The sequence below is a fragment of the Vibrio sp. Vb1018 genome, assembly GCF_033338775.1.
Lineage (GTDB): Bacteria > Pseudomonadota > Gammaproteobacteria > Enterobacterales > Vibrionaceae > Vibrio > Vibrio alginolyticus.
The window spans coordinates 1-21,715 of sequence record NZ_JAWOTI010000015.1 but is presented as its reverse complement, the minus strand read 5'-3'; the positions used below and the strand labels follow the sequence as shown (position 1 = coordinate 21,715).

Below are 21,715 nucleotides of genomic sequence, written 5' to 3'. Positions count from 1 at the left end.
CATGAGCCAGCCTATCATCCAAATGAAAAATGTGATTAAAGAATTCAAAGTGGGCGGTGGTTTAGCGAAAGAGGAAACCTTTCGTGCGCTTCAAGGAGTGACTTTTGATCTGTACGCAGGAAAAACCTTGGCTTTGGTTGGAGAGTCAGGCTGCGGTAAGAGTACTTGCGCTCGTTTAATAACCAAAGTCTATCCTGCAACGGAAGGCGAGATCCTTTTCAATGGCACTGACATAAATGAGATCACGTCACGATCGGCTCTACAAGAATATCGCAGTAAAGTACAAATGGTGTTTCAAGATCCGTTTGGCTCTCTCAATCCAACTCATACCATTCGCCATCACCTAACACGTCCTTTAAAAATTCATAAACAAGTCAAAAACGAGCGCGACATCCCAGCCCGCTTGGAAGAGCTTCTAAAGCTGGTGGAACTACCTGAAGAGACATTGAATAAGTTCCCTCACGAACTCAGTGGTGGGCAACGTCAGCGAGTAAACTTAGCAAGGGCTTTAGCGGTAGGTTCGCAAATCATTCTTGCGGATGAGCCTACGTCTATGCTGGATGTTTCTATTCGCTTGGGAGTGTTGAATTTAATGCAACGAATGAAGCAAGAACTGGGAATTGGTTTTTTATACATCACACATGATCTGGCGACTGCGCACTACATCGCGGAAGAAACCGCAGTAATGTACAAAGGGCAAATCGTTGAATGGGGCGACACTCATTCAATACTTAAGAATCCGCAGCATCCTTATACTAAGCTGTTGATTTCTGCCGTTCCTGATCCTGACTTACCTTTTGGTAACTTAGTGAAAAATGAGCCAAACTATTCGATAGATGCCGATGAAATTCGTCAACGTAGCAGCATAATTGTCGACGAATTTGATCAAATAGGGCCAAATCACTATGTAAAACAATGGACTGAGGCAGCGTAATGGATTTGAGTACTTGGCAAGATCAAATCGCCATGTGGTACGAACAGCGGAAACATGATCAAGTAGAAAAATTGGAAACGATCTTATATCAGGTGCCTGATGACGTGTTTGGACCCGAATTGAGTGATCTTCAAAGTAAAGCGATTGCTTGCTGGTTGGATGGATGTTTACGCGTGTTTCAACATGCAAGCTACCAAGACCCTCAGAAAGCATATCAAACCTTGCTTTATACGAGTGCAAAGCTTGAACAAGCAGCATGCCAAGTCTCGACTGATATTCTGATCAAAGATTGGTGTTTGAGACGACTTCAGCATCTCACCGTTGTGGCGTTAGAGTTTTGTAATCAGCAGTGTGATCAAAACAAGTGGCAGGAACAAGCCCATAGCTTAATCGAATCACATGTTGCGTTGATGCGTTCATTACATTGGAATGAACCCAAGAAGCATGATCAAGGTTTACCTCATTAGTCCGGAAAAATGATCAAGGCTTAATTAGCGGAATTTTAGGCAAAAAAAAGCGAGTTTCCTGAGGAGAAACTCGCGAAGTCTATTCAGAATGAATGTAACAATATGAGCCAATCTATTAATCATCAGAAAGGACAAAAGGTTGTCTATTCGGGATAAATAGTAGTATTAGGCTTGGCTTCTAATGTCAGTGGTTTGTAAGAGTTAAGTCTGTTTTTTATCATCGAAAGACATTGTTACATTTCAAACCGATACATCACACCTATAGCTTGATACACATCAAGCGACACTTTTAAATCGCCATTTCATCCAAGGCACGAAATACCATTTCATCCATGTGACCATCGAAGATTTGACGACAAACTTTCCGACGCACCGCTAACCCCGCAATCAAGCGCTCGATGGTAAGATGCTTAACATCGTTCTGGGTGTTAAACAGCTCGACGGTTTTACTTAATGTCTCATAAGGAATCGGCTCATCCCCTACCCTTAGCCAATCGAGCTTCTCTATGTAATCTGAGCACTCTTCTTTGATTGAGGCGTACGAGTGCCCTGTCATCGCAGACAAAGCCGTTATACTGCGTTCTAGAGCCTCTGGTGAGGTATATTTAGATAGAGTAATGGTGATCTCATCAGCATTGATCTCTACCAAATGTTTTCTTTGCTTCACGCGTCGCCCTAAATTCCCTCTTGGAGACGGTGCTTTGCGTTGAATGGGCTCAAATTCGCCGTCTATGATGCCTGAGAGCTCCTCAAGCTGTTGTCGGGTTACCATCTCATTACGAAGTGGGTTTGGCAGCGTAGGCGCCATGTTACGCTTTCCTGCGTTGGTCGTTCGCGCTCGTGAATAACGTAAGACCTCTTCGACATCACATTTGATGTCGATCTGGTAGTCCATCACTTTGTCATTTTCGATCATGGTTTCGATCGTCAGGTGATAACCCCACAAATTAACGACGAATAGATCATCATTCCCTTTTCCATCAGACAAACGCTTTAGTTCTCGGATCAGATCCATGGAGAAACGTCGCCATTCAATGTTACGTGCAAGTTTCTGGTTTAACTCACTCAGTAGCATGCAATCCGTGTGACGACGAACCATGCGACTACGGAAGAAAGAGTACAGTTGAAACACCAAAGTATGTTGTTTCAAGATCTCTGGCGGAAACAAGAAGAAATAATCGCGCGTTAACAGCTCTTCATAAAACGAAGGTTCCCAAACTAAAATATATAAGTTTGGCTTGATACGAATTTCACCATCGCTTCCCTCCACAGGTGCCTCTTCAGAGGCCGTGATGGTTCGAGCAAGAAAACGAAAACGATCACTTTTGAAGCCCTCTGGCATGTTTTCACTTAGCCAACGTCCCGTAAGTTCATGGAGCTGAAAATCAGTGAATTCAATGCGATCAATGCTATCGCGAATGGAATCACGAGCTGGGCCACTGTCTTTTTTGCCTCTGAGCGACAAAATATCAGTGATGTATAGCGGCGTTTTGTTTGGTACGTGAGCCGCATCAAGCTGATACTGATCTTTGTGATGATCATGATACTGAACCGTTAACGTGAAGAGAGCGAACAGGGTCATGAGATCATCCACAGTCATGATATTTTTGGATGATCGCGTCTCAATAACGGCTTTAGTGCCAGAGATCGACACCATGGATTTCTGATAACTTTTTCGAGTTCTTGGTGGCGCAAGTGCTTGGTCAATGATCCCAGCCCAATTTGTTGGAGATACAACAAATTGATCGGCTTCATCTTTCATCGTGGGAGGTGTGTTTAACCCGTGCTCATTCAACAAACGTTTGTTTACTTGAGTCTGAGCCAATGCTTTCGAACGTTTTTGTTTTTCGTTCTGACGAACTTTGTCGGTAACGAGACTTGTTGCTCCCAACACAGATATAAGCTGATTGGGATTCACAAATTTATGTAGCATCGTTTTACCAGCAAGTCCCTCTTCAAAACGCACTGGAGTTTGAGTAAATAAACCAATATTTACTGCCGCGCGCAAACGTTGTTGCAGGGCTGCACGTGTGAGTTGCCCATCTGTTGCTTCCACAATCTCTGTGGTTGAAACCAAACCATCCTTGCTGCTGAAGCCTCGTAATGAGATCAGATTAAGCAACTCTAAGATGCTTTTGGTCACCCCTTTGAAATGTTGGTACTGCTCTACCCAATCCGCAGAGGATTCATGTACCTCAAAAAGATGGCCATCTTTGTGGCTTCTCGGTGCTTTAATCAGAATTTTTTCATCAGCCGTCATTTTAGATCCAGATCACACTAGCCGTAGTTGTGCTATGGTTCCGAAGAATAAAGAAAAACAGATCATAAATAAAGAAAAAAGATTGTTTTTAAATAACTGATCTTTTTGATTAATCTGATCTTAATTGATTATATGATCTAATGATCTGGCTTGAAATTTCTCGCTAAGCTTTTGTTCTATAAGACTATTATTTCCATGTGTTTCGGAACTATGATCATAAGAAGTCTGAAAGTATGATCAACAATAACCTGAAAGCATGATCATATTTATTCGTAAGCATGATCATTAAGGTTATGAAAAGATGATCAAAAGAGTCTTGAAACGATGATCATGATGTTTTTACAGGTTATCCACAGATGCAGTATTTAATAATGATCTTCACGATGATTATATTGTGCATTGGTGATGTTATTTATACTCGGATCGATGATCAAGAGCCAATATATCTATCGTTCTGGCGCCCATATTGATGAGATATCACTCATCTGATTAAAATACATTCAAGTCGCTCATATTTAGAAGTAAATCCTAGTCTCTGCTTATTTACAGGAAGCATGATCATGAGAGCGTGATTTATCATAGCAACTTGAGCAATTTCATTGTTCCGGCTTCTATAACGTCAATTTCTGCTCAATCCCCCATTCTGTCTGCACTCAACCGTAAATCAGAGAAGAAAACTCATGCTTCCGAGAGATTCTAAGGCTTGATCATATTTCCGATTAATGGATCTTATTTTATTTGCGTGTTTACACCGTACTCTGCTCTATTTTTCCATGATCATGCTTTCGGATTTGCTTATTAACACGGAAGCATGATCATAAGCATGCCTTGATCATACTTCCATAGATGTTTCGCTGGAACTGCCCTATTTTGCTCGGAGACATGATCAAGGTGTTCAGGTCTTTATTGTTCCGATATTACTTACTATTTATCGTTTAAATTAGGTTGGTCTAACATAACCCGTAATTTAGCTTAAGATTATAATCGTTCCGGTAGAAAATTGATTTACATTGTAAATGAGTGACGCTGTAACACTTTTTATTTTTAAGTTTAGGTGTCCACTTATGAGAAGATTATTTGATTAAAAATAGTTATCTTTTTGACCATAAATCATAAAAGCGTCGATTTGGGTGTTTTTTTATGTGATGGTAATTCAAAATGTTCGTGCACCTTTTTGTTGTTTTTGGTCTTTACTGCTGTACAATTGCAATTATAAATCCTTCCAACGGAATTTGGCATGAAAAGAGAAAAAACGATTGAAAACCTTCTTGAGTTAGCGGAGCTGACTCAGCAGGTTCAAGCTGACCGTATTGAAATTGTTTTAGAAGAGCGAAGCGATAACTACTTCCCACCAATGTCGAAAGCGATGATGGAAACCCGTTCTGGTCTAACTCGCCGTAAGCTCGACGACGCGATTGGTAAAATGGAAGCCGCTGGGCATCAATTTACTAAAAACAACGCGAATCATTATTCAATTACGTTAGAAGAAGCACACATGCTCATGGATGCGGCTGAAGTGCCTAAATTTCATGAGCGTAAAAAGAATTCAGGTAACAAACCTTGGATTATTAATGTGCAGAACCAAAAGGGCGGTACAGGTAAATCAATGACCGCGGTTCATTTAGCGGCATGTTTAGCGCTAAATTTGGATAAACGATACCGTATTTGTTTAATCGACTTAGACCCACAAGGCTCGCTACGTTTATTCCTCAACCCGCAAATCAGCATGGCAGAGCATGATAATATCTATTCTGCGGTAGACATTATGTTGGGTAACGTGCCTGATGGTGTGGAAATTGACAGTGAATTTTTACGTAAAAACGTATTGCTGCCAACGCAATATCCGAACTTAAAGTCGATTTCAGCGTTTCCAGAAGACGCGATGTTTAATGCGGAAGCATGGCAAACGCTATCTGAAGACCCATCACTCGATATCGTCCGTCTGCTGAAAGAGCAACTGATTGATAAAATTGCTGATGACTTCGATATCATTATGATTGATACCGGTCCACACGTTGACCCATTAGTATGGAATGCGATGTATGCATCAAATGCCTTGCTAATTCCTTGTGCGGCTAAGCGTCTGGACTGGGCTTCAACAGTAAACTTCTTCCAGCATTTGCCTACGGTATATGAAATGTTCCCGGAGGACTGGAATGGTCTTGAGTTTGTTCGCTTGATGCCAACCATGTTTGAGGACGACAATAAGAAGCAAGTTTCTGTTTTAACTGAAATGAACTATCTTCTAGGTGACCAAGTTATGATGGCTACTATTCCTCGTAGCCGTGCGTTTGAAACCTGTGCCGATACCTACAGCACAGTATTTGATCTGACAGTAAGCGATTTTGAAGGCGGTAAGAAGACACTAGCTACCGCGCAGGACGCTGTTCATAAAAGCGCACTGGAATTAGAGCGTGTCCTGCACTCTAATTGGCCGTCATTGAATCAGGGGTAATAAGTAAATGGCTTTGAAAACGTCTGAATTAAACGCGAAATTATTTGGCAAAACGAATAAGCGTCGTGTTGTGACTCCGCAAGAGGCGCAAACTGCGGCAAAAGAGAAAGCTCAAACGATTGAACTAGCAGTTGCAGGTGAAAATATTGTTCAGTTTGAACTTGTGCGTATTCCTGCAAATAAAGTTGCGACAGAAACAACAGTATTTGTTGATAACGCTCGTGAGCAATCGTTCTTAAATGAACATGCTTTATCTGATGTTTTAGTCACACTCAAAGAGCGTGGCCAACAATATCCAGCTGTAGGTCGTAGAACTGAAGATGGCAAGATCGAAGTTTTAGATGGTAGCCGTCGTCGCATGTCTTGTATCCTCGCTGAACAAGATTTTTTGGTTTATGTTGCTGACAACATCAATACTGACCATGCTAAGTTTTTGTCTGATGTGGCAAATGCTCACAAGCCGCTCTCTTTATATGAAAAAGGGAAAGAGATGCAGGCTAAGCTTGATAGTGGTGAAGCTGAAGATCAGAAAGCATTGGCAAAAATGTTCCAGTGCAGTGAAGCGTTGGTAAGTGGCGCTTTAAAAGCCGCAGCATTACCGTTAGAACTGCTTCAAGCGTATCCGAATGTTGGCGATCTCGGTCGTCCAACTATCGTGAAACTGCACAAACAGTTTTCAACGCTGACGCCAGAGCAGCAGCAAGAGCTGTTAGATAAATGTCGCTCTAGCGAAGGGTTTTTATGGCAGCGAAGCACAGCTCAAGGCGTTGCTCGTCTGACAAAAGAAGTCACGGAAAGCATCGAAAATTGGATTACTGAACTTGCACCAGCAAAACCTGGCAAGAAGACGGAAAAAGTCGACTTAGTAAAAGGTCGAGCAAGCTATAGCCGAAAAGGTAGCAGCCTGGCGTTGAACTTGAAGAAAGTTGACGACAGCTTAATGGAAGAGATTCTTGCGTTTGTACAAACCAAACTGCAATAACAAATGATGATTGAATCAACCGCCTCCGGGCGGTTTTTTTATATCTGAGAAGCGTCAAATTAAAGATGTGATACCATTGTGTCAGTTCAACGTTGGATAGACAAAATGCAGACACAATCTGATTTCCTTTCATCACTTCAACATCAAGCTCACCAATCTTTCCAAAGGATTGGTGTAGTCATTCAAGGCGAGGCTTCTTGGCAAAATGCGTTGATGTCAGAGTTCCATAAAACGCAGCGCCATCAACGTTGGTTTTCTGTTGGTGATTTTGGTTTGAAAAACGTATCCAGTGTTTCGTCTAAACAAGGGCACATGTTGCTAGGCAGAGAGTGTGACGTTCTATTGTTTGATGCTCGAAATGGCTTTGACGCAAATAGTTTTACCGCCGCGCTTGGCTCATTGGTTGGCGGCGGTTTTCTTATTGTCATTACTGAGCCGCGACAACCAACGAATTTTGCTCAGCAATGGATGCACAAACAATGGGAGAAGCTCGTTGTTATTGAGCAAGACAAACCATTGCCAACGGCTCCAGACATCAAGCAAGCAGAAAAAGAAAGCCACTACACGGAACAAGAACATGCCATTTCTCTAATTGAAAAGGTGGTGACAGGACATCGAAAGCGACCATTAATTTTGACCGCTGATCGTGGGCGCGGAAAAACAAGTGCCCTCGGAATTGCGTGTGCGAACTTATTACAGCAGAAGCCGCTTAGAATCTTAATTACGGCACCATCTATAAAAGCCGTTGAGCCTGTTTACCAACATGCTTTACGTTTACTCCCTAGCGCACAGCGTATTAAGAAGGACAGATTAGAATCAGGGCAGGGAGCCATTCAATTTATTGCTCCAGATGAACTATTATTGAGTCGACCTGAATGTGATTTGTTACTTGTCGATGAAGCGGCTGCAATTCCAGTTCCTATGCTCAAAAGCATTACCGAACATTATCATCGACTCGTTTTTTCTACGACTATTCACGGTTATGAAGGTTGTGGCCGGGGTTTTACGATTAAATTTGTTGATTGGCTTCAGAAACAGCGTTCGGGGATGAAAACATGGCACATGACACAGCCCATCCGCTGGAGCATGAATGATGCGCTCGAATCATGGCTCTATGACGCGTTTTTGTTGGATGCGGAGTTAACGCACCATCAACTTAAACAGGTCGACTCAATTTCCCTTTCTAAAGCCGATAAGAACAATTTGATATCGCAGCCTAGTTTGCTGCGTGAGTGCTTCGCTCTTTTGGTGAATGCTCATTATCAGACCTCGCCGAATGATTTGATTCACCTTTTGCAAGACGACAACAGTCAGCTCTATTTTGCTAAGCAAGATAATGCGGTTGTGGGGGTGATATTAGCGGTCGAAGAGGGGGGCCTTGACGATGAATTGATTGAAGAAATCCAGCTTGGTAAGCGTCGTCCTAAAGGACACTTAGCCCCAATTACGATTGCAAACCACCTAGGATTCCCGAATGTCGCGAATCTATCGACGCTGCGAGTCATGAGAATTGCGGTTCATCCAGCATTGCAAGGCAAAGGCATTGGTCAAAAAATTCTGCAGCAACTTGAGCAAATGGCTGCTAAACACATTGCCTACTTATCCACGAGTTTTGGTGCGACGGAAGAGTTGCTCTATTTCTGGCGACAATCGAACTTCCGTACAATTCGCTTAGGGTCAATGCGCGATGCTGCTAGCGGTTGTTATTCAGTCTTGATGGTCAAACCTTGTAATTCCCAACAGACGGCTTGGGTCGACCAATCTCAGGCGCTATTTGAAGAAATGTTGTCTAACAATGTGGCTGACGTCTATCCAAAATTAGAAGCCCCTATTTTTCGAGCTCTATTGCCGCAACCTTTGGGAATGAGTCCACTTCATCCCGCTAAGTTATTACTAATTGAATGTTATGCTGATGGTGGTAACAGTTATGAGTCTGTGTCTGTGTGGCTTCAACAGTGGTTACTTAATTTAGGTTTGAACTCTGTTTCCGACTTGATGATTAGTAAGCTTTTTCTTAACCGTAGTTGGACTGAATGTGCTCAGCAATTTGGTTTACCTGGAAGAAGGCAAGTTGAGCAGCAGTTAAGGGACGAAGTAAGACACATTTGGAGCGATTTACACTGTAAACAATAAAGGGAAATTTACACTGTAAATGAAATTATTGGGAGCTGATTTTACACTGTAAATCCAGCTCCTTTTTGTTTCAGCGTGTATTTTGATTGAGCTTTAGGTTAAATCGAGTTTTCTCTTAATATCCTGTTTAACCGTTATTGATGGATTACTTTCTTTAGTGACGTGAGCCCTATAATAAGAAATGCGAGGTTTGTTCAGAAAACGGATTTGGTTAGACTGAAAGTGTTGATGGGAAGCAAAGTGGTAAGGGTATGTGGAAGCTGTGTCTTGAGTTATCTGAAGATAAGACCAAGGTGATAGCCCGTCTTCCGGGAGAAGTGGACCTCGGTGGTGAGCTAAATCAAAATGAATTAAACGAGCAGCTCGTCGCAATGAACGCTGAAAGGATGTTTGTTGTTGAGGGGGAAGTCGTTAGGTTCATTAACTGCGCCAAAGAACGTAAAGCCGAAGCTTACGAAGGCATCGTCATTGCGGAAAAACGCAACGCGCAAGTTGAGGTCGAATTATCGAATAATGACATGCTCGCCAGTATGAACGTTGTCGGTGCGTACGGAGGCCGAGGTTTACGTGGCCCCGAGATTGTTCAAGCCCTTGCTCAAGCGCGAGTTTCGAAAGGCATCAACAAACTGGCTTTGAAGAAAGTGTTGGTTGTCAGCACTCAGCTCAAACCCGGCGAAACTTTTTCTCAACCTGTAGCGGTTGGTAAGCAACCTATCAAAGGCAAAGACGCTCTTTTTACTCCTCTCGTTAAAGACATCACCAAACGCATCCTCAAACCCAAAGACGGCCAATCTGCTAGCGACAAAATTGATTTACGTAACCTCGGTGAAACTATCGCGGTTGACGTAGGCGATGAGGTGATGCGCCGCACGCCTGCGACCAAAGGCACGCCTGGCTTTACTGTTCAAGGGCGAGTGATTCCTCCACAAGCCGGGAAAGACAGCCCAATGAAGCCAGGCAAGGGCACCGAGATAAGCAAGCAAGACCCAAACCTATTGATTGCATCGGTATCCGGTACGCCCCTGATTAAAGACAAAACCATCGAAGTTGATAACGCACTCTGCCTCAATAGCGTTGGCGTGAATACAGGCCACGTGAAATTCAAAGGGAATGTGATTATCGGTGGCAACATTGAATCCGGCATGATTGTTAAAGCGACGGGTTCTATTACTGTAGGCGGCTTCATTGAATCGGCTGACGTACAAGCGCAAGGCGACATTCAAGTTGGTAAAGGGATCATTGGCCACACCGTGAGTGATGGCCAGCCAAAGAGTTGTCACGTCAAAACCAAAGGCTCGATTCGAGCCAGCTACGCCCAATATTGTGATTTGCAAGCTGGCGAAGATATTGAGTTGGCGGTGCACAGCATGAATAACGATATTGTTTGTGGTCGCAATCTGACGGTGCTGGATGCGAACGGTAGGAACGGCACGCTCAGCGGCGGAGATGCAAAAGTCGGTGACAAAGTGGTGTGCTTACAATTGGGCGTAGAAGGCGACACCGCCACTAAGGTAGAAGCGTTCGCGCGCTATTCTGCATTTAAGGAGCGATTAGCAGAGCTCAAAGATCAATACAAACGCGCTCAAGAAGGCACGATGGATGTGATTCGTAAAGAGCTCGAATTTAAGAAACGTCCTAAAGCCGAACGTACCGACGAAGAACAAGCTCAGATTGATGTGATGAAAACACAAAACAACGAGCAGCTTGAAGCGATAAAGCAAAAGCTAGAACAAACGGAACATGACTTTGAAGTCGCGTTAGAAGAAAATATTGTCGAAGCCAAAGAGCGTGTCTTCACTCGCGTGACGGTGCAGTTTGGCGACGAGCAAGTAACGACAAAGCGTACTCATGGCGGTTGTTCGTTCCGTTTCAATCAATACGAAATTAAAGTCTCGGCGAACTTGGAAGAAGAGGACGTCGCTGCGGTTTAAGCTTTCTTACTCACTGAGCCCACACGTCGCAACAAGATGTGTGGGCTTTTGTTTATCTACAAATCGACAATGTGCTCTTGATAGTAGTCCGCAAGCGCACCGACTTGGCTGCTACACATTACTTTCATTGCTTGTTTAATGTGTTCTATTGGCCAGTTCCACCATTGGATATTGAGTAGAGTTTCAATCTCTTTATCGCTGAATCGTTGACGTACGACTTGGTTGTTTCCAACCACCACCGAATAAGGTTGGACGTCTCTCGTCACTACTGCGCGTGCTCCGATGACGGCTCCATCGCCGATGTTTACTCCGGGCATGATCATCGCCTCGCTGCCAATCCAAACATCGTTCCCCACCACTGTATCTCCGGCACGCTCGAAACCGTCTTGTACGCCTTCTCCAAAGTCTTCAGGAGAGAAGGGGAAGGTCGAAATCCAGTCAATGCGATGACCTTGGTTTCCTGCCATCATGAAGGTGGCTCCAGAAGCGATGGAACAAAACTTGCCAATGATTAATTTGTCGATGCTATCGGGTTCTCTACTTTGCCATTCTTGAAGTGTGACGGGGTCACCCAACAAGTAGCGTACCGCTTGCTCTTCGAAGCTTTTTTGATGATAGAAGCCCGAGTAATAGCTGTAATCGCCAACGATGATATTGGGATTAGTGATGTGATCTTTAATGACTTGACCTTTTAACCACGTGTCGAAAACACTCATAACTCATCCTTTCAAATTTAGGTTGTACAGAGTTTAGAGGCTTTCTATTATTTCCAGTAGTTTGATTTTAGAGATTCAGAATTACTGTATGGAAATAAAATGGCTCAGCTACGTACCACTTTACGTCGCTTTGTGTGAGGAACGAAGTATTGCTGGTGCAGCAAAGCGACTGAATTGTTCGAATGCGCATGTAAGTCGGCAACTTAAACAGCTTGAAGACATATTGTCGGTGCAGCTTATTCAGCGAACTACGCGCCAGTTTAATTTGACCTACGATGGTTTGCGGTTTTATCAGCAGGTAAAGCAACTGCTCGAAGGCGCTGAGCAGATCAATGAGCAAGTCATGGCAAACGAGATCGTATCGGGAAAATTGAGAATAGCGGCGTCCGCTTCTTTCGGAGCTGCGTTACTCAGCCAAACATTGATCGAGTTTCGATTGCAACATCCACAAGTGAGTGTTGAAGTGATCTTCACAGAGACACCTCTCGACTTGATTGAGGCTGGGTTTGATATCGCATTCTACTTTACCGATACTCCCCCAGAGGGATACGTCGGCCATCAGCTACGCACTTTACACTGTAAACCGATCGCTCATCGCTCGTATTTAGCTGATAAACCAAATGTAAGTACGCCAGAGGAGCTTGGTGACTTAGAGCACATCCTTTATAAAAGTCGTGACTTGGTGTTAGACAAGTGGACGTTTACGCATAAGCAAACTCAACAGCAGTGCAGCATTGAGTTAGAAAGTACGCTGAGTTTTAATCTTGTCCAGTCCATGTTGGATGCTACTTTGGCTGGCTGTGGTGTAGCCATGTTAGATGAATTTGCATTGGCTAAACTCGAACCTGCACAAAAAGAACAACTCGTGAGTTTGCTTCCAGAGTGGCAAACGGATGCGATTTTGCCGCTTTATCTGCTTTACCCAAAGCGTGAGCACTTACCAAGAAGAACGCGAGCGTTCATTGATCACTTTAGGAACATATATTCTGTCGGAGAATAGCGACAACAAACTTAGCAACAATTGAGGAAGTAAAGGAATGCGAAAACACTGTATTGCGATTGGCGGTGGGGGCTGGATGATGGGAGAGAATCCGAGCCCGCTCGATCAATACATTTTGTCTTTGTCTGGTAAGGAGAATCCAAACATTTGTTTTATACCTACAGCCACGGGAGATGCCGATGAAGTGATTGAACGTTTTTACGATGCGAAGCTTAGTGAAAACGTGACCCATTTTCCGCTGTTTAAGTTTGAAGCTGGTTGGAAAGAAACGCTATTTGAACAAGACATCATTTACGTAGGTGGCGGTAATACGCGTTCGATGTTGGCCATTTGGCGCGAATGGGGAATCGATAGAATACTCAAGCAGTGTTATGAACAAGGCATCATCATTTGTGGCATGAGCGCAGGTGCAATTTGTTGGTTTGAGTTTGCGGTGACAGACAGTGATCCCGAAGCATACCAAGTTATGCGTTGTCTTGGATTTATTGACGGTTTGGCTGCGGCGCATTTTTCTCATGTAGGTGAGAAGTTCGAGGTTTTCCAAGCCTTTGCTCGTTCTCAACCGAGCATCACTTGTTATGGCATTCACGATTATGCGGCATTGCACTTTGTTGATGGAAAATTGTTAGCTACTGTCACCAGCTTTCCTGATGCCGGTGTGTTGGTCAAAACAGGTAACGAAGAAAACATATTACGAGGGTGAGCTTCTTCAAATCAGCATTAAAGGCAATAACTACTGACCGGACACAGAAGAAGCTCATGGATTCAGCTAACTTACATTAAGTATCGTGCTTACAGCTCGTAACGCAGACCTAAGTGGTAGTAGCTTTCGTCTGCGTGCGCACCGCCAAACGAGACTTCTTGTCCATTGCTGTAGCCACGCGAGCCGTTACGATCAACGTAGTTTGTGTAGATAGAAGAACGAGGCGTCAGTTTGTATTGCACTTCTAGCGTTGTATCTTTCAGCTCTAGCTCGTCACCATCACTATTTTCTAAAGAACGATAACCAGCACGCAGTGCCCATTTGTCATTTACACTGTAAACCGCCGTCAACTCCATCACTTTGTCGGTGCTGGTTTGTGAGTAATAGCCCTCTAGTTCATCTTCCGAGTACAACGCACCCAACATCAAATCACCTAAGTAGTAACGCGTACCAGCGCCCCAGAATGTGTAATCGGTGTCGTTGCTTTCACGTGCATCACCTTTATTTTTCTGCATCGCTATCACTGGTGCCAAGGTACCCAAATTCCCCATGTCTAGCGTATAACGCAGTGCAGCGTTGTAACCGTAGTCGAGCTCAGAAGTGTTGTTTCCTAAAATGTACGCGACAGAAAAATCGACATTACCTAGGTTGTTTTGGTATTGCAGCGTGCCATCTTGACGGAAAACTTGCGTCGCGGTTTTGTCGACTTTATTCGCTTGGCGCGCCATAGAAACATCGGAAGAAGCGAATACATCACCAATGTCGGTAAACATAATCAATCCAGATGCCACGCGACCACCTGTAATGCGACCATAATCTTTCGCATCAATACCCGTCCATACATAACGTGCGGTCAGAGACGGTTTGTCGTTTACTTGGTTTGCGTATTCAGCGGCACCCACTTGGTATTGCGCTTGGCCGATGATCGACGCGTACTCGTTGATGGTTTGTGAACCGTTTAAACCAATACGGCCATCAAACTCGCCATTTGCATCGCCGTGCTCATCATTTTTACTGGTGACATTGAAACCAAGACGAGAGTAAATATTTAAAACTGACCCATCTTCCGCTTGATACAGCTGCGCTGCCATTGCGTTTGATGCCATCAATGTTGGGAGAAGTAGAGTCAAAATGTGCTTTTTCATGATTAACGACCTTTCATTTCTATTGTTTTAGGTACGACAAAGCCCCTTCCGAGTAACGGAATAAGAAAAATTGTCGTGAAGTAGAGAGAGGGTGCGCCCTTGTTTGCCAAGGACGCGAGCTAGTCCATTCCTATAGGGGAAGAATGATTTAGCTTAAATCGACGTCTTTGCAGCCAAAGAAGTAAGTCGCGAGGAAGCCGACGATGTAAGAGATAAGCAGGCCAGCAACAAACACCATCATTCCCGGGAAGATGCCATTTTCTGATGTCATGAGAGGAATCGCCACGATACCGGACGGGCCAAACACCGTATTAAGACCAACTGGTAAGCCAAGGTAAGAAACTAAACCGATAAAGAAGCCGCCCGCAGCGCCGCCAATACAAGCGGTAACGAATGGTTTTACGCGTGGTAATGTCACGCCGTAAATCAATGGTTCGCCAATGCCTAGAAGGCCAGGAATAATAGCGCCTTTAACTTGAGTGCGCAGTAGAGCGTCTTTTTTGGCTTTGAAATACAGCGCCATTGACGCGCCAACCTGACCGCCACCAGCCATCGCCAGGATAGGGAATAGCGAGTTAAAGCCCTGTGCTTCCATCAATGCGAAGTACACTGGAACAAAACCCTGGTGGATGCCAAATACCACAGAAATTAAGAACAAACCTGCCAAGATTGCAGCGCCTAATGGGTTATCGTTCAAGTTGAGGAACAACCAAGACATCCCTTTAAACAGCTCGCCGCCGATCGGCATGATGATCAAGAAGGTTACCGCACCCATGATCAACAGAGTGATAACGGACGTTAAGATCATGTCCAGATCATCTGGCATGTATTGACGAACCTTACGCTCGACTTGTGCACCGATGATCGCTGCTAAAAGTACGCCGATAATGTTGCCGCGCGGATCAATCGCAAAGCCGAAAAACTCGTTCATGCCAGAGTAAATGCCGGATGTAGCCTCTGGGTTGTAACCCAGCACAAACAAAGAGGCGAGAATGGCACCATTAACACCAGAGCCGCCAAACGCTTGCTGCGCGTTGTAACCAATCAGAATACTTAAGAAAGCAAACAGACCCTTACCAAAGACTTTCATGTAGGCGATCAAATCCAACATAAACTGGCTTGGTGTCTGGTCAAGAACAAACATCTGCTCCAATAACGTCGCAAAACCTAGCAACAAACCAGCGGCAATAAAGCCTGGGATCAACGGCGTAAAGATGGTGGCAAACTTGCTTAAAAAACGCTGAACCGCACTGGTTTGCTTACTCTTCATCTGTTTTTTCTGCTCGGCTGCGACGGCAGAAAGATCTTGTTGCGGCATATCTGCTTCTTCACTGTCACCAGAGGTTAAGCTGTCGATCAATTGATTCATCATCTCAGCCGCTTGTTGAGCTTTTCCGGGACCGAGAATGATCTGAAACTGCTCATCGCTTTCCACCACACCCATTACGCCGGGAATTTGCTTGATAACTGATTGATCAGCCAAGCCATTGTTGGCGAGCGATAAACGCAAACGCGTCATACAGTTACCACATTTGCTTACGTTGTTACTGCCACCCACTGCGGACAGCAACTGCGATACTGTGTTTGAAGTTATTTTTGCCATAGGGTCTATCCTTCAGAACTCGGATTATTTAGTTATTATTTAGTGCTGCGCGAATAAAGCCGTTGTGCGCGGCGAGGCGTGATTTGGCTTGTTCGGCATCCAAATCGGCCAAAATCATTAAGATGGCGGTTTTGCAGTGGCGACCGCAGGCCTTTAATGCTCGCTCTGCTTCTTCTTTTGATGCGCCGGTTGCTTCCACAACAATGTTGGTTTGGCGTTGGATGAGCTTGGCGTTAGTGGCTTCTACATCCACCATTAAGTTGCCAAATACCTTACCGCTACGAATCATTGCGCCTGTCGTGAGCATGTTTAGCACCAGTTTTTGTGCGGTGCCGGCTTTCATGCGAGAAGATCCAGTGACAACCTCTGCGCCAACTATCGGCAGAATCGCGATGTCGGCCGCTTCTGCCATGGCACATTCTGGATTACAAGCGATAGATGCGGTCGTGGCTCCGATGGATTTAGCGTACTCCAAACCACCTAGTACATAAGGTGTACGGCCACTCGCTGCAATGCCTACAACCACGTCATGCTTGGTGAGGTGAAGTGCTTTTAAGTCGTCTTGACCCATTTTCGCGTTGTCTTCTGCGTTTTCTACCGCTTTTAAAATCGCTTGATGTCCACCAGCAATTAAGCCAATCACCATATCTGGATGCGTGCCGTAGGTAGGAGGACACTCGCTCGCATCAAGAATTCCTAAGCGGCCTGATGTGCCTGCTCCCATGTAAACCAAACGGCCACCATTGGCGAACGCTGCAGTAATTGCATCAACCGTCTTTGCAATTTGTGGTAGCACTGCTTTGACCGCGAGCGCGACTTTTTGATCCTCTTCATTAATGACTTGCAGCATCTCGATGGTCGAAAGCGTATCAATCTCTGCACTGACTGGATTACGGCTTTCTGTCACCAATCGGCTTAAATCAATTTTCATGTTTTACACTCTTCGTAATGTTCAATCTGAGGGCGATTCTATGGAATAAAATATTCTGTTTTGGTGATAAAAATCACACTTGAGGTTATTCTTTGTGCAGGAGAAATTTGGAATAATGAGAGAAAATATATGTCTATTACATCCGATATAAACTGGCTTGGTTAGAATAATCATGGAGTTAAATCAAACTCCAATTATTTTTGTTTTGGAATAAATTATTTAAATTTTTTGAGGTTTTTGTTGTGTCAGTTGTCAATAAGATAGTCGCGAGGCGTACTCAGCTTTCGCAAAGTGGTCGTTTGGTCGGCGATTGGATTGTTGAAAACGCAGAAAAGGCGGCGCTGCTCACTAGCCAAGAACTTGCGGCGCAAGTAAAAGTGAGTCAATCGAGCATTGTGAAATTTACTCAGCGTATTGGCTTTAAAGGCTACAGCGAGTTTAAGTTAGCTCTGAATGAAGAGATTGGCCGTAAGCATGCGATGCAGTCGACACCGTTGCACAGTGATATTTTGGCAGATGATCCCATCGCGGTTATTTCACAGAAACTGGTGAAAGCAAAAACAGATGCTATGTTTCAAACCACCAATGCGCTGTCTTATGAAGCGTGTCACCAAGCGGTGAAATGGTTGAGCGAAGCGCGTCGAGTGCAAGTGGTCGGGATTGGGGGCTCAGCCCTGACCGCGAAGGATTTAAGCTTTAAACTGCTTAAACTCGGTATTACGGCGCTTTCCGAACAAGACAGCCACGTGCAGATTGCTGTTGCTCGTACCCTCTCTTCAGAAGATGTGCAGATTGCGATTTCGTATTCGGGCGAACGCAAAGAAATTCTCGTCGCGGCAGAAGCGGCAAAAGAGCAGGGCGCGAAGGTGATTGCGTTATCTGCTCCTGGGAGAAGTCGCTTGCGCGGTATTGCCGATATTACGTTTGATACGATTGCCAATGAAACGGAACATCGCAGCTCATCCATTGCTTCGCGTACCGCGCAAAACGTGATCACCGATTTGCTGTTTATCATCTTGGTTCAGCAAAGAGACGACAGTGCCCGTCAGTTGATCAGCGATATCAGTACCGACATCAAACAGATCCTCACATGATCGCTTAACCAACAGCGGACTAGAGATCCGGATCGTGCCTCAGCAAAGCAATAAAAGCAGAGAGATGTTTTTCAATGGTGAGATCGGCAGAAATCGCGGGTAATTCCAACGTGATGCAAGGTAAATCACGTTCACTACACCAAGTGCCGAATGAGCCGGGTGTTTCGTAGTCGACATCGTCAACGATTGGCAGTTGGAACTGCTCGCCGAGCCATTTGGCAAGGTCGGAATGTTTGGGATCATCCACAAACGCAAGCGGTTCATGAAACGACACCACAAACTTTGGCTTGCGCAGTTCAATCAAGTTAATTAATGCGCTAACTTCAGGCTCTAGTTGGTTTTTAGTGCCAGTTTTCACCTGTACGTCTCGAACGGGTGTGTGAGAGCTCCATCGATACACTGTGCCATGCTCAGTCCAATTTGGGGTTGGAAACGCGCGATTGAGGTCCACTTGGTTTGCGTTTGCGCGTGTGCCTAGCTGGTTGCCGTCAGGATTCATTGACAGAATCACATCATGTCGTAAGTTATCAGCAGGCAAGCTTCTTAGCGCGCAGGACAAACCTGCAATCGAGGCCGTCTCGTCCCCGTGAGTGCCTGCCAAAATCAAACCTCGCGAAGCACTTTCGACTTGAGCCGGAAAATACAGTAATGGCGCACCAAGCACGGATTGACCGTATGATGTTGGCCGAATTAAAAATGCCGCTCTTTCCGTTCTTGGAATTAGACTCACCGTAATCTCCTGATTGATGAAGTAGTATCAATATCTAAGCTAATTACACCTAGCTAAACTGAACCGTTTAAACTCGTCAACGGTTGAAATGTTAATTGTGGCACTTGCTTCACAAGACGCGTTAGGAGAACGAAAAAAGATATGGATTTTAAAAAACATTCAACGGCGTTGCTGATTTCCTCTTTATTCACCCCTTTTCTTGCTACATCAGTTGCTGCGGAGACCTTACCTAAAGGTATTCAACTTGCCGCAGAACAGCATTTAGTACGTGCGAATGACGCAGAGGCGGCGACGCTTGACCCAGCGAAAGCCGAAGGTCTGCCAGAAATGCATGTGATTCGTGACTTATTTGAAGGGCTTGTGATTCAAGATCGTGACGGAAACATCATTCCCGGTGTGGCAGAATCATGGGAAACCAAGGACAACCAAACCTTTACTTTTCACTTGCGCAAAGACGCGAAATGGTCGAATGGCGAGCCTGTGACGGCGGATGATTTTGTCTATTCACTGCGCCGAGCGGTGGACCCGAAGACCGCTTCTCCAAATGTTTGGTATCTCAAACTCACCAAGATCAAAAACATCGCCGATGTAGCAGAGGGCAAAAAGCCTTTGGACGATCTCGGTATCAAGGCAGTGGATAAATACACCCTACGTTTTGAGTTGGACAGTCAAGTGCCGTACTTTGTTGCTATGACTGGGCACACGTCCATGATGCCAGTGCATCAAGCGACAGTGGAAAACCGCGACAAGCCGTGGAGCGATCCAGACCAATTTGTTAGCAACGGTGCATTCACATTGGATAAGTGGGTCGTGAATGAACGCATTGAACTGGTTAAGAGTCCAAGTTACTGGGACAGCGCAGATACGCATCTAAACAGAGTGACTTACATTCCGTTTGAAAACCAAAACGCGTCTATCAATCGCTTTGCGGCAGGAGAGCTGGATATCACGTCAGATGTGCCGACTCATATGGCGCAGAAGCTTAAACAAGATTACAAGCAGGCTTACACGGTGGTGCCATTATTGTGTACGTATTACTACGCGTTCAATACCACTCGTCCGCCATTTGATGATGTGCGAGTGCGTCAAGCGGTGTCGTACTCCATCATGCGCGATGTGATTACGAATGGTGTCACGCAAGTGGGCAACCTTCCTGCTTATACTTTTGCGCATCAGTACACCGCAGGGTTTGATGCGACGCCGCCTGAATACAGTAAGTGGAGTCAGCAACAACGTGACGAGAAAGCGCGTCAGTTGTTAAAAGAAGCGGGTTACAGCCAAGACAAGCCGCTCGATTTTAAATTGCTGTACAACACCAGTGAGGCAAACAAATCGATCGCGGTTGCGATAGCGTCGATGCTACAAAAAAATCTCGGTGCAAACGTGGAGTTAGAAAACCAAGAGTGGAAGTCGTACTTAGTGGCGCGTAAACAAGGCAATTTCGATGTGATGCGCGCTTCCTGGTGTGGTGATTACAATGAAGCGTCTACTTTCCTGAGCTTACTTCGCTCAGGTTCCTCGGGTAACTTTGCACGTTACAGCAGTGAAGCGTACGACAACGCGATGAACAGTGCATTGGCTGCAACCAATGAGAAAGCACGCCAAGGTTTCTATGATCAAGCCGAGCAATTGTTGGCGGCGGATATGCCAATCGCACCGATTTACTACTACATGCAAGCGCGTTTGGTTCGTCCTACGGTTGGCGGTTTTGCCAAGAACAACGTAGAAGGTCGTATCTACTCGAAAGACCTCTACATCAAGAAGTAGCGCTCAAAACAAGCGATAAATATGAAGCCCCGAAGATGTATCTTACGGGGCTTCTTTTTATTGTTAGCGAGTGGAGAGCTTATTCACGAGCATAGCGACTCGTTTGCCAAGATACTCCGCCGTTGCAACATCAGAAGCATGCAACTGACCACCTTCACCACCTTGTGCAACAATACCACCTTGTACACCATAACGATTCAGGTTTTGCTCCCCAGAATTGCTGATCTTATCCAACCCGACCCACATCATGCCGTGTTGGTTAGCGAGCGTTTGTAGATATTGTAATGTGCAAGATTGGTCGCCATTCATTGCCCCACCACTGGTAAAGCCAGCCGCGATTTTGCTCGCCCATTTTTGGTAATACCAAGATTCACTGCTTGCATCTGCAAATGCTTTAAACTGCGCTGCTACACCGCCCATATAGGTCGGTGAGCCAAAGATAATCGCATCACACTCAGCAAGTTCATCCATTAGTTTAGGGTTCACAAAACGTCCCTCAATAATCTCACTGCCTTCAATTCGGTGAGAGAGGATTTCACATTCATCTTGCTGCTTAATGCCTTGTTGTTCAAGGCCTGCGGCAATCGCGCGAGCAAGCTGACCAGTAACGTCGGTTTTAGAGAAATAAATAATCGCAATTTTGGACACAATGGTTCCTTTTTTCATTGTTGATTTTTAATCGTGCGACTAAGGCTAAAACCTCAAGCTAAGTTGAGGTCAACACTAAAACTTAAAAAGAAGTGCATTAAAAAAGCCGATGTAGATACATCGGCTTTTTAGTGGGTTATGTGCCGTCCTAAATAAGGTTGACACTTTCCACCCCAAAATTGGAGAGTGTTATGAAATCAACAACTAAAAGAACTC

17 protein-coding genes are annotated in these 21,715 nt (G+C 44.8%); 10 read left to right on the top strand and 7 right to left on the bottom strand.

From position 1 onward, the window contains the following. The first annotated feature begins 1 nt into the window (after position 1). Both R7Z10_RS15755 and R7Z10_RS15750 read left to right on the top strand, forming a co-directional pair. On the top strand, positions 2–934 hold the full coding sequence (locus R7Z10_RS15755) for an ATP-binding cassette domain-containing protein (RefSeq protein WP_017821873.1): 933 nt from the start codon (positions 2–4) through the stop codon (positions 932–934). Continuing rightward, positions 934–1,401 carry a hypothetical protein gene (locus R7Z10_RS15750; RefSeq protein ID WP_047102478.1) on the top strand — a complete coding sequence of 156 codons (468 nt, stop codon included), beginning with the start codon at positions 934–936 and terminating at the stop codon, positions 1,399–1,401. The genes R7Z10_RS15755 and R7Z10_RS15750 overlap by 1 nt, the downstream gene beginning before the upstream one ends. A gap of 289 nt (positions 1,402–1,690) precedes the next feature. Here the strand turns inward: R7Z10_RS15750 and R7Z10_RS15745 are convergent, their stop codons facing one another. After that, on the bottom strand, positions 1,691–3,661 hold the full coding sequence (locus tag R7Z10_RS15745) for a replication initiator protein RctB domain-containing protein (RefSeq protein WP_017635223.1): 1,971 nt from the start codon (positions 3,659–3,661) through the stop codon (positions 1,691–1,693). A 1,237-nt stretch (positions 3,662–4,898) separates the two neighbouring features. Between R7Z10_RS15745 and R7Z10_RS15740 the strand changes: the two genes are divergently transcribed. The 4 genes from R7Z10_RS15740 (at position 4,899) to R7Z10_RS15725 (ending at position 11,162) form a co-directional block, all read left to right on the top strand. Then, the gene (locus R7Z10_RS15740; RefSeq protein WP_005374503.1) at positions 4,899–6,116 is read left to right on the top strand and encodes an AAA family ATPase; all 1,218 of its coding nucleotides are present in this window, start codon (positions 4,899–4,901) and stop codon (positions 6,114–6,116) included. Between the two features lie 7 nt (positions 6,117–6,123). Then, positions 6,124–7,098, top strand: coding sequence for a ParB/RepB/Spo0J family partition protein (locus R7Z10_RS15735; protein ID WP_005374504.1), 975 nt, complete (start codon positions 6,124–6,126; stop codon positions 7,096–7,098). Between the two features lie 105 nt (positions 7,099–7,203). Beyond that, positions 7,204–9,231 carry a tRNA(Met) cytidine acetyltransferase TmcA gene (locus R7Z10_RS15730; protein ID WP_054700554.1) on the top strand — a complete coding sequence of 676 codons (2,028 nt, stop codon included), beginning with the start codon at positions 7,204–7,206 and terminating at the stop codon, positions 9,229–9,231. A 251-nt stretch (positions 9,232–9,482) separates the two neighbouring features. Then, the gene (locus tag R7Z10_RS15725; RefSeq protein WP_054700557.1) at positions 9,483–11,162 is read left to right on the top strand and encodes a DUF342 domain-containing protein; all 1,680 of its coding nucleotides are present in this window, start codon (positions 9,483–9,485) and stop codon (positions 11,160–11,162) included. A gap of 56 nt (positions 11,163–11,218) precedes the next feature. Here R7Z10_RS15725 and catC read toward each other — a convergent pair whose 3' ends face one another. After that, a complete protein-coding gene (gene catC, locus R7Z10_RS15720) occupies positions 11,219–11,878 on the bottom strand; it encodes a type C chloramphenicol O-acetyltransferase (protein WP_042522290.1) in 660 nt (219 codons plus the stop codon). Positions 11,879–11,966: 88 nt separating this feature from the next. Here catC and R7Z10_RS15715 point away from each other — a divergent pair, with 88 nt between their 5' ends. Continuing rightward, positions 11,967–12,878, top strand: coding sequence for a LysR family transcriptional regulator (locus R7Z10_RS15715; RefSeq protein ID WP_054700560.1), 912 nt, complete (start codon positions 11,967–11,969; stop codon positions 12,876–12,878). 37 nt (positions 12,879–12,915) lie between these two features. Next, complete coding sequence (locus R7Z10_RS15710) at positions 12,916–13,581, top strand: peptidase E (protein WP_054700563.1); 666 nt, start codon at positions 12,916–12,918, stop codon at positions 13,579–13,581. An 89-nt stretch (positions 13,582–13,670) separates the two neighbouring features. On the opposite strand, the gene R7Z10_RS15705 is transcribed toward R7Z10_RS15710, so the two are convergent. The 3 genes from R7Z10_RS15705 to murQ all read right to left on the bottom strand — a co-directional run bounded on the left by R7Z10_RS15705 (position 13,671) and on the right by murQ (position 17,260). Beyond that, on the bottom strand, positions 13,671–14,726 hold the full coding sequence (locus tag R7Z10_RS15705) for a porin (protein ID WP_258484021.1): 1,056 nt from the start codon (positions 14,724–14,726) through the stop codon (positions 13,671–13,673). A 148-nt stretch (positions 14,727–14,874) separates the two neighbouring features. Then, a complete protein-coding gene (gene murP / locus R7Z10_RS15700; RefSeq protein WP_062730872.1) occupies positions 14,875–16,329 on the bottom strand; it encodes a PTS N-acetylmuramic acid transporter subunit IIBC in 1,455 nt (484 codons plus the stop codon). A 28-nt stretch (positions 16,330–16,357) separates the two neighbouring features. Then, on the bottom strand, positions 16,358–17,260 hold the full coding sequence (gene murQ / locus R7Z10_RS15695; protein ID WP_062730873.1) for an N-acetylmuramic acid 6-phosphate etherase: 903 nt from the start codon (positions 17,258–17,260) through the stop codon (positions 16,358–16,360). A gap of 242 nt (positions 17,261–17,502) precedes the next feature. On the opposite strand from murQ, the gene R7Z10_RS15690 reads away from it, so the two are divergent. Beyond that, on the top strand, positions 17,503–18,354 hold the full coding sequence (locus R7Z10_RS15690; protein ID WP_021707579.1) for an SIS domain-containing protein: 852 nt from the start codon (positions 17,503–17,505) through the stop codon (positions 18,352–18,354). A gap of 19 nt (positions 18,355–18,373) precedes the next feature. Here the strand turns inward: R7Z10_RS15690 and mpaA are convergent, their stop codons facing one another. Further along, positions 18,374–19,084 (bottom strand): murein tripeptide amidase MpaA, encoded by a 711-nt coding sequence (mpaA, locus tag R7Z10_RS15685; RefSeq protein WP_062730874.1) that lies wholly within the window; start codon positions 19,082–19,084, stop codon positions 18,374–18,376. A gap of 141 nt (positions 19,085–19,225) precedes the next feature. Between mpaA and R7Z10_RS15680 the strand changes: the two genes are divergently transcribed. Beyond that, positions 19,226–20,851: an ABC transporter substrate-binding protein gene (locus tag R7Z10_RS15680; RefSeq protein WP_064369550.1), complete on the top strand. Its 1,626-nt coding sequence runs from the start codon at positions 19,226–19,228 to the stop codon at positions 20,849–20,851. 63 nt (positions 20,852–20,914) lie between these two features. Here R7Z10_RS15680 and R7Z10_RS15675 read toward each other — a convergent pair whose 3' ends face one another. Next, a complete protein-coding gene (locus R7Z10_RS15675) occupies positions 20,915–21,499 on the bottom strand; it encodes a flavodoxin family protein (RefSeq protein WP_025521460.1) in 585 nt (194 codons plus the stop codon). Between the last annotated feature and the right edge of the window lie 216 nt (positions 21,500–21,715).

Excerpts from the sequence above, each read along its gene's own strand:
- R7Z10_RS15755 (WP_017821873.1), top strand. The coding sequence starts at position 2 with ATGAGCCAGCCTATCATCCAAATGAAAAATGTGATTAAAGAATTCAAA.
- R7Z10_RS15710 (WP_054700563.1), top strand. The coding sequence starts at position 12,916 with ATGCGAAAACACTGTATTGCGATTGGCGGTGGGGGCTGGATGATGGGA.
- R7Z10_RS15715 (WP_054700560.1), top strand. The coding sequence starts at position 11,967 with ATGGAAATAAAATGGCTCAGCTACGTACCACTTTACGTCGCTTTGTGT.
- R7Z10_RS15750 (WP_047102478.1), top strand. The coding sequence starts at position 934 with ATGGATTTGAGTACTTGGCAAGATCAAATCGCCATGTGGTACGAACAG.
- R7Z10_RS15745 (WP_017635223.1), bottom strand. The coding sequence starts at position 3,661 with ATGACGGCTGATGAAAAAATTCTGATTAAAGCACCGAGAAGCCACAAA.
- murP (WP_062730872.1), bottom strand. The coding sequence starts at position 16,329 with ATGGCAAAAATAACTTCAAACACAGTATCGCAGTTGCTGTCCGCAGTG.
- catC (WP_042522290.1), bottom strand. The coding sequence starts at position 11,878 with ATGAGTGTTTTCGACACGTGGTTAAAAGGTCAAGTCATTAAAGATCAC.
- R7Z10_RS15730 (WP_054700554.1), top strand. The coding sequence starts at position 7,204 with ATGCAGACACAATCTGATTTCCTTTCATCACTTCAACATCAAGCTCAC.
- R7Z10_RS15705 (WP_258484021.1), bottom strand. The coding sequence starts at position 14,726 with ATGAAAAAGCACATTTTGACTCTACTTCTCCCAACATTGATGGCATCA.
- murQ (WP_062730873.1), bottom strand. The coding sequence starts at position 17,260 with ATGAAAATTGATTTAAGCCGATTGGTGACAGAAAGCCGTAATCCAGTC.
- R7Z10_RS15680 (WP_064369550.1), top strand. The coding sequence starts at position 19,226 with ATGGATTTTAAAAAACATTCAACGGCGTTGCTGATTTCCTCTTTATTC.
- R7Z10_RS15735 (WP_005374504.1), top strand. The coding sequence starts at position 6,124 with ATGGCTTTGAAAACGTCTGAATTAAACGCGAAATTATTTGGCAAAACG.
- R7Z10_RS15725 (WP_054700557.1), top strand. The coding sequence starts at position 9,483 with ATGTGGAAGCTGTGTCTTGAGTTATCTGAAGATAAGACCAAGGTGATA.
- R7Z10_RS15740 (WP_005374503.1), top strand. The coding sequence starts at position 4,899 with ATGAAAAGAGAAAAAACGATTGAAAACCTTCTTGAGTTAGCGGAGCTG.